The sequence below is a fragment of the Armatimonadota bacterium genome, assembly GCA_017303935.1.
In the GTDB taxonomy this organism is placed as follows: Bacteria; Armatimonadota; Fimbriimonadia; order Fimbriimonadales; family Fimbriimonadaceae; genus JAFLBD01.
Genome location: JAFLBD010000003.1, coordinates 278402 through 290734, shown reverse-complemented (window position 1 = coordinate 290734; position 12333 = coordinate 278402). Strand labels below are relative to the sequence as shown.

Sequence of the window (12333 nt, the reverse complement as noted above, 5' to 3'; positions counted from 1 at the left end):
GTCCATTGTCACTGGGGTGGCCTCAAGTATTGGAGAACCTCGTTCATCGCTCGGTTGAGCTCCTTGAGGTCGATGCGCATCTCCTGGTGCATCTCCGAAATCTTGGCGTCCAGTTCACTCAGCTGTTCTCTCTGCGCGATAAGGGTGGATTGAATATGGTCTACGGTTCCAACAATATATTCCAGTTTAGCGTGAGTCTCCGTTGTGGACTGCTTCAGCAAATTGAGAATATCTGTTTGGAGCTTGTTTGACTGAGCCATAAGTGCTGCCTGAAGTCTAGCGTTCGCGACGAGGTCACTAACGCCAGACTTCACCTCTAGGATTTCGGCATGTTGCATCTGCTCTACATAGAAAAGATATTTATTAAAAGCAACAGAGTTTCTCGCAAGATAGCTTGCTGAAGCCCTTCCTATTTCTCGTCTTGATTCCTCTCGAAGGAGCTTTATGATTTGCTCCGATTCGCTGACATTCGCTGCCAAATTCGGCAGATTGATGGCAATGCAAACCACATGTTCTAAGATATCCTCGAGGCCATCGCTAGAAAGTAGCAGTCCCGTGATCGCTCGGGAGTGTGTTGTAAAGTCGTCTTGACTATTCACGCCACCCAATCGAGAAGAAATCACTTGGTCAAGTGCGTTCGCAAATCGTGTGAGCTCGTCAGCCCTTCTTTCACGCCCTGCTCGACCAAAGAAGCCACTTGCATGACGGAGTACCTCCTTGGCGCTGTCAGACAAACCTGGTGATTTTTCTAGAACTGAGCGACAAGTCGCGTGAAGCCCAACCGCGATAGCCGCGGACAAATCGTGATTGATTTTTTCCCGATTTGTTTGTCGGTAGTCCGCAAGTGCGTCTTGCAGGTGTCCGTCTGCAAAAGATTTGATAGCGTCTTGGGCCGCATCGCTGACTGCACCACTGAGGGAGCCAAGCACTGCCGCCGGAATCGTGAGTCCAAGTCCCGCTTTTAGAGTCGCTCCTGCTAGCGCACCGACCGGTCCAGCCACCGCAAACAAGGCCATTCCGCCACATACAGCCAAAGCCAATGTGCCTACGCTTCGCTCCATAATTACTATTATCCTAGCATTATTGTGTCCGTTTTTCCAGATTATCACCTTGTCTTGTAAGCTGCATCAGGGCGGAATCAGGGATCGCCATTCAAGTGAATTAGATAACGGAAATTGCGATACGCCAAACTGTTTTCTGGGTACTCGGATTACCTTGGCCACAATCTCAATGCTATTCCAAACGCATCCGAAGCGTATCCGAAAGGTTTACGCAAAGGAAGGGTGAGGAATCCAGCCGAATGCGCCGAGAATGAACGGCATGGCAACGGTCAAAACTCCGGGCGTGTTTGAAGGGTATTCGGGCAAGCTTGGCAACCTGGTTTTTCGGCAGACCCCGCAAGGCACCCAGATGATCGAGCGGGTGCGCCCGAAGCAACCCAACACTCCGGCGCAGATGGCTGTTCGCGAGAGGATGCGGCAAGCGGGGAAGGCTTGGCGCGGGATGACCCTGGAACAGGCGATGGCCTGGAAAGCCTATGCCCAGCAGCAAGGCCGCGATCCGCGCGGATTCGTGATGGATGCCAACAACGTTTTCATTCGGCTGGCGGTGCGGGTTTTGCAGGTGAACCCGAACGCGGAGATCCCGCTGGTCCCCCCTTCGACGCCGTTTTCGGGTGATGCCGTGGCGGCCTCTTTGTCTGCCGCGCCGGGAGCGGTGAACCTGCCCGTGACCCAAGGCAACGCTCCGGGGGTGGTGACGGAGGTTTTGGTTCAACGGCTGGCTTCGGTTCACCGAGCGGCCTACCCCGAAAAGTTCCGTTCGGCCGGGTTTTCGGCTTGGGCATCCGGCGGGATGGTATCTGTGCCGCTATCACCTGGGGTCTATGCGGTCGCGATCCGAACGGTGAAATCCGCGACAGGGCAATCCGGGCAGTTGATGGAACTCGGGCGAGCCGTAGTGTCGTGATACTGTCCCGAAATGTTTGAGTAATTAGGAATGTTCACTTCTCCCCCCTAACCCCCCTCATGTGCTTCGCCAAAGAGGGGGGGAACTTTCGGATTGGGCTGGGGGCCGCCAATGAGGGGGGACAGTGAGTCTTCTTTTTAACAAATCCCCAATGGACACTGCTTGACAATGCGAACGCAGGATGGTAACCCCTTGATCCAAACGAGCAGAGTGTGGCTTACCAATCAAATTACTCTGGCCGAAACCGATGCGAACGCGTACAGCGAAGAATTGCTCTTGCTCGAATCGGTCATCTCACCTGAAACCCTCGGGGAAAAGAGAGAATCGTATACAAAAAGAGGCCCTCGGCAGTTGCCGAGGGCCATTCCATGCGAGTCAGTTAGACTTGGATTGAATTACCGAACCGGGTTGCCCGATTGATCCAGCACCGACTTTCCGCCAGCCGAGTACATCAGTTTGCCCCACTGGAATGCGTTTGGATTCAAGGTCGCTTCTGGCGCTGCGAACTTAGCGTGGCCGTCGGCATAGGTATAGTTGGAGCCATTGCCGAACCGGTAAGGTTCCATGTACTTGATGTGTGGCAAGCTAGAGCTGTCCGCGGCTGTCTTACATGCCGCCCAAGCGTTCTTGGCAACCGCTGGGGTAACCGCATAGACCGCCGCGAGTGCCATGTCTGCCGCGTTATCTCCCGCCCATTTTCCGCCGGTCGCGGTGCTCATAACAGCATTCACAGGCCGGTGCGACTTGTTCTTGTAGCCGGTGCTTGTTTGGTTTGCTGATGTGTCGTTAACGCAGGCAACCGAGTTCGAGAACGAAGCGATTAGAATCGTTTCCGAGGTGTTATCGACAGAAGTTTGAGGAACAACGTTTGCTGGGTCGATAGTTCGTCGTTTGCGCGGCATCAATGCTGCATTCATTGTGTAGCTCAGGCGAGCTACTTGAGCATCGCAAGGCGATGAATAGTTGATCGATCCATCTTGAATGTTTTGGCAGGCAGGATTGGTTGGCTTTAGACCGCCATTCGGGTCGCCTGGCGAAACAAAGAGCTGTGTATTTTTGATGTAAGGATAGTGAGTTGATGTCCAGTGAACGTATCCGCCCGTGTCGCCGGCATCGTCTTTGTAGAAGTAGCCTTGCGAATAGGTGTCATCGTTGTCGGCGGTGTACATCATGATTCCCGTCCCCACCTGCTTCATATTGCTAAGGTCCTGAGTCTTTTTGGCAGCGTTTCGTGCCTGGGCAAAAACAGGGAAGAGAATAGCAGCAAGAATGGCGATGATCGCAATCACCACGAGAAGTTCAATGAGAGTAAAAGCACGTCGTTTCATAAGTCACGCTCAGTCCCGATGATTTCGCGCGATTATGAAGACATTGTTACCGCGGTGTTAACGCTGAGTTAAGGCATATTCTTGGAAGAAAACTAGGCAGAACCCGAGTTCTTTTGCTTCGGGCACGGTACTCAATCTCTCCCGAGACTTCAAATTGGAAGCAATGCAAGTGAGTCCAGACTCGGCGATCCCGCTGGACCTGCCTTCAACGCCGTTTTCGGGTGATGCCGTGGCGGCCTCTTTGTCTGCCGCGCCGGGAGCGGTGAACCTGCTCGTGACCCAAGGCAACGCTCCGGGAATGATGACGGAGGTTTTGGTTCAACGGCTGGCTTCGGTTCACCGCGCGGCCTATCCCGAAAAGTTCCGCTCGGCCGGATTCTCGGCTTGGGCATCCGGCGGGACGGTATTGGTGCCGCTATCCGCTGGGGTCTATGCGGTCGCGATCCGTACGGTGAAGTCCGCCACTGGACAGTCTGGGCAGCTGATGGAGATCGGGCGAGCCGTGGTGTCGTGATGCTATCCCGAGAGGTTTGAGTTTTTTTGGGTTGCTCGTTTCTCCCCCCTACCCCCCTCATGGGCTTCGCCAATGAGGGGGGAACTCGGATGGGCGCGTGTGCCAAAGCGTGGGGGAACTTTTGGATTAGGCGACTTAGCGTGATGAGGCCGATCCTAGCGCAAACAAACCTACTGTGCGGATGGATCTGGTTCGCTGGGCTCGTCTTTAATTACGACTTGATGCGGAAAAAGGCCGGAAACACTCAGTACCACCATGATTAACGGTCCGATTACCAAGCCAAAAACAGCCGCCTTCACGGGATTGGCCTGTTCCCGAAAGAACAGGTACTCCACTAAGAGCGAAATGGACACTCCGAGTACCAGATAGTATGCGTTTTGCAGTAGTCTATTCATCCCACTCGGTCCGAAGTAAGTATAGCCACGATGCCCGCGACTTCGGTGAATGACCGCCAACTGCGAATATTAAATCGCGAAAGCTACTCGTTTTCCCCCCTCATGGGCTTTGCCAATGAGGGGGGAAAACGGATGGGCGGCGTGTGCCAAAGGGTGGGGGGATTGGCGACCAACCCAGGGCTGCAACAGCAGGGATTGGGCTAGGCCGACCCAATGATTTTGGATTCGAGGGTTTGGGTGTTATACTCCCAGCATGTCTCGGCGATTGGTTCTTGTATTGTGTGCGGTGGCAGTGTTGGCTCCAGGGGCGAGGGCGTCGTTTGACCTATCTCTCATTCCGCAGGTGACGACTGGGCGAATCCAGCGGCACGACCCGGTCACCAATGTGGCTCTCGGTAGCTTCGGCGCGCCAAACGCCAACAACGTAACACTCGACCAGGCCAACAACCGAGTGTTTGTATCCGACCCGTCGTCTGGCTTCATCCGTTCTTACAACTACAACACCGGCGATTCGATGGGAGTGACCTTTATCGGCGTTAACGTAGCACAGTTCGCGTATAACGCCAGTGTCAATTCATTGTTCTATGTGACAACCTCAGGCACAATTGGCCGATACAATTTCACCACCGGGGCGAATAACACGATTGCAGGAGTGGCTGGTGTTTCCTACCGAACGCTAGATACACGTGATGGCATCGTATCTTTGGCTGGCGTGACTTCCGGCAATGCCCTCCATTACACGGCCATAAACGCAAGTACTTTCGCAATCCAGGACCAGGTTGGCATCGGGTTCCTAGTTTCAGGGACACGGCTGGGGAAGGCGTGCCTGTCAACCAACGGTTCCGGGTACCAATTCGGATATACAGGAGTAAGTAGTACTGGCACGCTCTCCGTGTATTTCGGCGGGGTGACGACTTCCGGCTTCCTTACGTTTGCGACTTCGACGACTTTGCCCAATTTCAACAGCACCGTTGTTTTGCCATCGATCGCCAATGCCCACGATGGCTATTTTGCTATTGGTCAAGATATTGCTTCAACGACGTCGTTGAGAGTGGAAGGCTATACGAACAACGGCGTGCTGCTCCACCAAAATGTGTCCGCGGGTTACAGTTTCGGCGCTGGAAATTTCGGAGCGGCGAATGTGGTTGCCCCCGAACCCGCATCAATGCTGGCTTTGGCCGGAGCGGTTGGGCTTGTCTTACGCCGTCGCCGCAAATCGACCCGATAAGTTTAACCATAAGATGGGCGTCATCCCGACAAGATTCCTTCGGCAGCTTGGCTCATAAGAGTGGGCCCGGGGCAAGGATATAATCCTGCCATGAAATGGTTGAGACTTCTGGTCGTTACGACCCAATTGGCCGCCGCCGCTTTGGCTCTGGGTCAGGAAGCGCTGCCGTTGCCGACAGACGATGAACGTGCCAAATGGGAGCCAGGAGCACTCGCCTGGATGAAGCAAAACTCTGTTGCGTTTGAATCGGACGTGCCGATGCAGTCCGAGCTGAAACCGATGATTGAATGGCTGCAAGATGCGCGCGTCGTGGGAATCGGCGAGAGCACCCACGGCGATCGACAATCACAACTGTTCAAGACACACTTGATCCGCGAACTCGTGCGGCAAGGCAAGATCAACAGCTTGATGCTGGAGATCAACCGCGCTCCCGCGGCAGAATTTGATGCTTATGTGAACGAAGGCAAGGGCGACCTCGCCCGCTTGATGAGCGAATCTGGGCTGTTTTCGATCTGGCGAAACGATGAATTTGGAGCTCTGATGATGTGGCTCCGAGCCTACGTGATCAAGACCGGCAAGCCCATCCGAGTGTATGGCATTGACTGCCAAGATCCAAGTGCCGATTTCGGATTGGCTCTAGACCGCCTGAGCAAGAAAGACCGCCGAACAGCGGACAGACTTCGCAAGGAGTTGGATAGCGTTCTCAAATTTGAGTCCACGGGAAAAACTTATATTGCGTGGACCGGAAGCCAGCCCGAAGGCTCGTTTGCGCGGCACCTTGCTCTGGCAAAAGAATTGGTAGCCGCCATGGAGAAGACCGGCGATGCGGAAGGAATCTACGCGGCAAAAGCAGGGCAGCAGGCTCTGGAATCGTATGAATTTGAATTTGGTCCTGGCCCGCGCGATTACAGCAAGATGCCACCCGAGTACTTCTCGCGGCGCGACCGATTCATGGGCGAAAATCTGATGCATCGCCTCGGCGATGGCAAAGCGGCTCTTTGGGCTCATGATGGTCACGTGATGGGCAACTTGCCCAAAGAGTTTATCGACATGGGATATGTTACGCTCGGCTCCGCCGTCCGTACGCATCTGCAAAATAGATACTTGACGGTGACTTTCGCTTGGACAACCGGCGCGATTCACGCCAAGCGCATGGTCCCGGACGAGCCGATTGAGGTTTCCCAAAAGCGCACGTTTGAGCCTATGAAGCTCACTTTTGACCGCGCAGGCGACCTCGGCGAGTTCCTCGGCCGAGTCGGAAAAGATAGGTTCTTTGTGGACCTGCGCCGCGCCGATGAAGCGACTCGCGGGTGGGGGAGTTTGAACTATATTCGAGCGATGTTTGGCTGGGGCTTTGATCCAAATAGTTGGCGAGAAATGGCCCGTTCACAAGCGGCGCCTACACTCCCGATGACCGAGATTCTCGTCTACCACCGCACCGTGAGTCCATCCACGCTTTGGTTCTTGCCCACGGCTGCAACGGCTCAATAAACAGGCACTGCCAGGTTCGGTACCGAATTTGCACTGGGACACGGCACGAGCAATCTAGAGATTTCGAGCTGTGAGCAGGTTCAGCAAAACTGCACAGGGGCAAACCGTTTCTGGACGATAGCGCGTCAGAAAATACGATGTCTTTGCTCGCCGCGCTCGCCCTAGCCACCATGACCGTCAAATGGGAATACGTCGGTCCATCGGGGCCGAATCCCGCAGAGGTGACTACCGGCCCCGGGATGCACCACGCCATTCGCCAGGAAGTCGCCAGCAACCGAGTGCGGTACATCATAAACGACACAGAGTTGCCCTGGCTGAGCATCGGCAGCAACCCATTTGCGTACACAACCCCCGACGGGAAGGATTGGTACTACACGTTCTGGGATGGCAAAGAAAGAGTGCTTTGGGTGAATGGCAAAGAGGATGCGCGTGGGTTCGATTCGGCGAGCGTGGTGTCGGTCAAACCCAAGATTCGCGTGTTCACCAAAGGCGGCATTTCCCGGCTGGAGCGCGACGGCAAAGTCGTACTGCAATCGACCGACCTTTGGGCGGGAATGACTCCGACGGGCCTGCTCACCACGTTCAAAACGAACGAGGGGCGGTGGGAGGCTCGGCATGACAAATGGCGCGTGACAAGCGATGATTCGCCGACGTATTTTGTGCTCGCCGACAAGCGGGTGGTGCTGCAAGCAGGGAGCATGGCGTACATCGATGGAAAGCTGGTGGACGGCCTACCTGCGATCGGTCCGAACGACGATATTCTGCCGACGCCGAGCGGATATGGTTGGTACCTTGCAAGGTCAGATCGAAGATTTTGGCTCAACGGAAAGGAGGTCAAGGTGACTCGCCCCGGGCTTGAGCTCGTGGAAGATTTGACCTTCGAACGGGGCATTTTGATGAAGGAGCCCGTGGACAAGGACGATGAGGATGCTGGGTTCTATTTGTATCGTGCCCGGACAGACGGCATGACTTGGCCCGTCGCCAGCATCGCCGTGCACGACGTGACGGTATACTCTGAGGGTGTAAAAGGAGGCTACGCGATGCTTGTCGAACTTGGGGAAGACCATTACGCGGTGCTACAGGAAGATCTCAGCCGCGAGACGTCGGTGGCGAAGATCGTCTGGGAATCGAAAGGGAATTATCCCGAAACCACCGAGTACAGTGGCCTTGCCCTGACGCCCTCTGGCGACCGACTCGGGTTTGTGACGGAGAGCGAGCTAGGGATGACCGTCCATGTGAACGACCAACGGTTTGGCCCATACTCGAGCGTCGAATATCTGGAAGGCGACTCGGTGATCTTCAGCCCCGACGGCAAGCGATTCGCCTATGTCGCGGAGCAGAAGCGTGGCGATCCACTCTGCCTCATGGTGGATGGCAAACCCACCGAAGCGACCTTTGACCGAGCCGTAAAGTACGGCGATCCGGTTTGGGAGTCGAACTCGCGCATAAAGATGATGGTGGGGAAGGGTGGCAAGGTCTACCGCGTCACGGTGAACCTGTAGCTGGGGCAGTGACTGCCGAAAACTAGTTCCACGAACGGATTTACGCCGCCGAGCGTCCAACGGTATGCCATGTGGATTTGGCCTTCGACTTGCTGCGCAACCCCGTAAACGGTGGACGACACGGGCTGAGGTCACCCTGCGTCTCGCGCTCCTGTGCGAAGCCATTCGGCGCGACCCGAACCGCGATTGGTCTGTCGCAACCATGGCGCAATTGGCCCATCTCAGCCGGGCGCACTTTTGCCGCGAGTTCGGAATCCTGATGGGAGAATCTCCCAGCCGCTTCGTTCGCCGAGTGCGGATCGAGGCCTATACCAAGAAGATTTCGGAAGGGAAGACTCGCCAACAAGCAGCATGGACCAGCGGCTACAGTTGCGCCAGAGCCGCTCGGCGCGCCAAGGCCCGAATCTAAATTCAGCACATTTGGTCCCCACCGTTGGTGCCAATGCGCGATAAGATGTGGTCATGAGCGAACTCAACAACCTCTGCCACGTCGAGTACTTTGTCACCGATATCGCCCGAAGCCAGGCGTTCTACGAATCGCTATTCGGCTGGAATTTCCAGGCGTTCACCCCCGATATGGTGGTCTTCGGTATTGGCGATCAGCACATCGGCGGCCTGATGAAGAAGGATGTGGTGAACGCGGGAGACTCTCCTAGCCTGTGGTTCCGCGTGGCGAGTTTGGACGCGACCTTGGCGAAAGCGGTTCAGATCGGCGGTTCGACCGACGGCGAAAAGTCCCCGGTTCCAGGAGTCGGATTCTCGTCGGTGATCAAAGATCCGGATGGCAACGCTGTCGGTATCGTGGAATTCGTTGAGCAATAAGCCGGGCGCGACTAAATCGGTTATCTAGAAAACGCGTGAGGATTGCACATGTTCACCCGTGTGCAGCAAATCCTGTGGAACGAGCACCGAAAGTCACTATAATGGAGGATGCTCACTTCGATTCTGCTCTTGGCTACGATGCAGGCTTCCGGGTTCACCGCGTTCCGTGAACCACCTCCAACACCGCGTGCGACGAGAACCGACTTCAAGATCGGAGGGGGATATGTGCTCGAGTGCAGCTACTCCTGGTCCGATTGGAGCCCAGACGGCGAAAGCGGCCTGGATTATTGCAATCATGAAGGATCGAAAAAGGTCCATGTGAGCCACATCGCCTGCACGGATGGGACCTGCCATGTCGAGTGCACCCGCCCGCACAACTTCTATGGCCACGACTACGATGTGGTGGTTGAGATGGATCCGGGATTTGCTCCATCCATGCGAAAGTGGGCCGTCGAATTAGAGCGCTCGAAGAGCATCATCAGCTATCTGTTCCAGGGCGAAGTGTCGATGTCGCCAGTGATTGCCGACCTCCGCGACCAAATCGAATCGCTGCGGAAAGACCGCCAATACAGCCCGTATCTGGGCGAGCATTTCGCGAACTCGTGCGAAGGCGTGGACCGGAACCTAAAGTACGTGATGTCGACTTGCACCTTGTCGTACCGGTTGCGCGCGGCGACACTCGGAACGATCTATGTCGAAGACTCATTCCCAGTCGCAACGCTCAAAACGGTGGGGCAGGGGCTGATCCGGCGCACGCTCCATTGCAAATGTGACCCTGCCCTGAATCCGCCGAAGCCCGTGCGCGAAGTCTCGCTGCTCCCAGGCTCGAACCAAGAGCCAGTGAGCCAAGGCTATGCCGGCGTTTGGGAAGATAAGGACGGCGACGGAGAATACGTCCAGCTCGCGCTTTCGAACATCAGCAAGTACAAGATCGAGTTCCATTCCAGCAGCATGACGAGCTACCAAGTCTCCTGCGCCACTGGGCCGAATGCGCCCGCATCGCTGATCGTCGTGCCCGGATTCACGCTGGATAGCCGAGATTCGAAGGTGCAAGATCTGCTGGTTTGCGGCGGAGTGAAGCTCTCCCCGCGCGAAGGTATTGCCACCGGAAAAGGGCGCGCGGCCTGCCTTGAGATGAAGAAGTCGGAGCCGACGATCAAAACGCCCTACCGAGCGATCGAAACCACCCGCCCCGAGCTGATCGCGCTGGCGTTTCATCAGTCCCAAGAGCGCATCGCGGGCCCGTGGGATCAAGTCCGAGTCTGGATGTTCACGGAAGGCGCGACCTACGCTGAGATCAAGAAAGTGCTGCAGCCGATGGTGACGCCGAGCCGATTCGTGCGCGAGATCGAGGCGATGGGACGACTCGCGATTCCAGCCAACAATCCCAGCTTGAAGACCGCCTTCGACCCCGAATTCGTGAAGGCGGAATCGCTGACCTCGGCCGAGTGCGCCATCTATGCGCAAAAGGCCTGGATCGCCGACGAGTCCCGGTGCCTGAGCTGGATAAAACAGCAACCATCCGTGAGCGGGCAAGGCTTTGCCGCGTTCGTCGCTGAAGGGATGTTCCGCAACCCAGCCAAGACGCTGCCGCTCATCGCCGAGAAGCTCGCCAAGCTAAAGAAGGATGAATTCGCCCGGCAACAAGGGTGGGATTTGGTCGGCCAAGCGCTGTTCCGGTCGGATGCGAAAACCGCGGAGATGGTGCTGAAGCTGATGGAGAGCGCGCCGAACCGCGCGCAATATTGGTACCTGATCAATGCCAACCCGGCCCTCCCCCAAGAAATCCAATCCCTTGCAGAAAAGCTGGCGAAGATTGTCGAGCCAAAACCAGAATCCCGTGATAGAATGTGATCATGGATAACAAGCCACCTCCAGTGCAGGAAGAAGGCATGTACCCGCGCCCAGACCTGCACCCGCCGCAGACGCCGGTCGACCCGAAGTTGCGGTACGTCGCGCCGGTGAACACCTCCGGGCTCGCGATCGTGGCGGGCTACATGGGACTGCTCGCGCTCACCGGAATCATGGCGCCCATCGCCATCTTGATGGGAATCTGGGCCTTGCACGATCTCAAGCGCAACCCGGGAAAGGATGGCAAAGGCCGCGCCATCTTCGCGATCGTCATGGGCTCGCTGGTGTGCTTGTTGATCCTGTTCGCAGTCCTTTCTAGCAGGCCACCGTCCTAACCACCCCACCCCCCAAGCACAACTCGCCCCGTAGAGAAGATATCCCCACGGGGCGAGTTGGAAACAACAAAAGGAGAAGACTTACGCCGCTTTCTTCTTGGCGCTCGCGTCCGGAGCCGCCACAGCAAAGGTCACGCCCGAAACCGTTCCCAGAACCTGGATGGCGGTCTCTTGACCGGTCGCCGTGCTGACGTATTGGATCGCGACCGAATAAACTCCCGGAGCCAAAGGCACCGTCGTCGCCGGGCTACCAGAAGGAAAGGCGAAGTAAGCCTTGGTGGTGTACTTGGCCTTTTGCGGTTTGCTGTTTGCGCTGGTCAGCTTCTGGAACATCAGGGCCGTCACCGTGCCAGCCGAGTTACCTCCGCTCGCCGTCACCTTGATTCCGCCCGATTGCGCGCCCAAAGTGAAGGTCAACGCATCGCCAGTAAAGGCGCTGGCCGGAGGAGTCGCCGGAGCGGTTCCCGCCATGTTGTTCACCTGATAAAACCGGCTCGAAAGCGCGACATACCAGTTGAATCCAGATCGCTTGGTCTTGACTCCGGTCACAGCTTCGGTCTCGGTGATGCTGGCCGCATATGCGTTCCAGGCCGCCGCCTGAGCCGCGGTCAGAGTCTTCCACGCCTTGGTAGCCTTGGAAAAAGCAGACCGGGCCAAAGATTGCGCCGGAGTGTTGGGGTTGTTCACAAACGGCCGATCGCTAAGCTCGGTGCCGTTTTTGGTGTAGCGATATACAGCATTCCCGGCACGCCCACTCACGCCGCTCAGGAAGCTCGATAGTTTAAGTTTTGCCATGTGGCTTTTGGTTCCCGCCGCCACTGCATGACGCTTACCCGCCACCCAGCACCCGGCTTACTGGCGATGATTGGCAGTTGTGGATAGGTTTTGGAGGTGAGAAT

At 56.3% G+C, this 12333-nt stretch carries 12 protein-coding genes; 9 read left to right on the top strand and 3 right to left on the bottom strand.

Annotated elements, in window-relative coordinates; translation table 11 throughout:
• Positions 1-8 precede the first annotated feature (8 nt).
• Positions 9-1061, bottom strand: a complete 1053-nt coding sequence (locus J0L72_10490) for a hypothetical protein (protein ID MBN8691199.1) — start codon at positions 1059-1061, stop codon at positions 9-11.
• Between the two features lie 259 nt (positions 1062-1320).
• On the opposite strand from J0L72_10490, the gene J0L72_10485 reads away from it, so the two are divergent.
• On the top strand, positions 1321-1968 hold the full coding sequence (locus J0L72_10485; protein ID MBN8691198.1) for a hypothetical protein: 648 nt from the start codon (positions 1321-1323) through the stop codon (positions 1966-1968).
• Positions 1969-2363: 395 nt separating this feature from the next.
• Here J0L72_10485 and J0L72_10480 read toward each other — a convergent pair whose 3' ends face one another.
• Positions 2364-3296, bottom strand: a complete 933-nt coding sequence (locus J0L72_10480; GenBank protein MBN8691197.1) for a prepilin-type N-terminal cleavage/methylation domain-containing protein — start codon at positions 3294-3296, stop codon at positions 2364-2366.
• Positions 3297-3459: 163 nt separating this feature from the next.
• Between J0L72_10480 and J0L72_10475 the strand changes: the two genes are divergently transcribed.
• The 8 genes from J0L72_10475 (at position 3460) to J0L72_10440 (ending at position 11434) form a co-directional block, all read left to right on the top strand.
• Positions 3460-3810, top strand: a complete 351-nt coding sequence (locus J0L72_10475; GenBank protein MBN8691196.1) for a hypothetical protein — start codon at positions 3460-3462, stop codon at positions 3808-3810.
• A 648-nt stretch (positions 3811-4458) separates the two neighbouring features.
• A complete protein-coding gene (locus J0L72_10470) occupies positions 4459-5433 on the top strand; it encodes a PEP-CTERM sorting domain-containing protein (protein ID MBN8691195.1) in 975 nt (324 codons plus the stop codon).
• A 90-nt stretch (positions 5434-5523) separates the two neighbouring features.
• Positions 5524-6924 (top strand): erythromycin esterase family protein, encoded by a 1401-nt coding sequence (locus J0L72_10465; GenBank protein ID MBN8691194.1) that lies wholly within the window; start codon positions 5524-5526, stop codon positions 6922-6924.
• A 137-nt stretch (positions 6925-7061) separates the two neighbouring features.
• Positions 7062-8426 (top strand): hypothetical protein, encoded by a 1365-nt coding sequence (locus J0L72_10460; protein MBN8691193.1) that lies wholly within the window; start codon positions 7062-7064, stop codon positions 8424-8426.
• 64 nt (positions 8427-8490) lie between these two features.
• Entirely contained in the window at positions 8491-8835 is a 345-nt protein-coding gene (locus J0L72_10455; protein ID MBN8691192.1) for a helix-turn-helix transcriptional regulator, read from the top strand.
• A 53-nt stretch (positions 8836-8888) separates the two neighbouring features.
• Positions 8889-9248 carry a VOC family protein gene (locus tag J0L72_10450; GenBank protein MBN8691191.1) on the top strand — a complete coding sequence of 120 codons (360 nt, stop codon included), beginning with the start codon at positions 8889-8891 and terminating at the stop codon, positions 9246-9248.
• Positions 9249-9356: 108 nt separating this feature from the next.
• Positions 9357-11102, top strand: a complete 1746-nt coding sequence (locus J0L72_10445; protein ID MBN8691190.1) for a hypothetical protein — start codon at positions 9357-9359, stop codon at positions 11100-11102.
• A 2-nt stretch (positions 11103-11104) separates the two neighbouring features.
• Entirely contained in the window at positions 11105-11434 is a 330-nt protein-coding gene (locus J0L72_10440) for a DUF4190 domain-containing protein (protein ID MBN8691189.1), read from the top strand.
• Between the two features lie 81 nt (positions 11435-11515).
• Here the strand turns inward: J0L72_10440 and J0L72_10435 are convergent, their stop codons facing one another.
• Entirely contained in the window at positions 11516-12229 is a 714-nt protein-coding gene (locus J0L72_10435) for a hypothetical protein (GenBank protein MBN8691188.1), read from the bottom strand.
• Between the last annotated feature and the right edge of the window lie 104 nt (positions 12230-12333).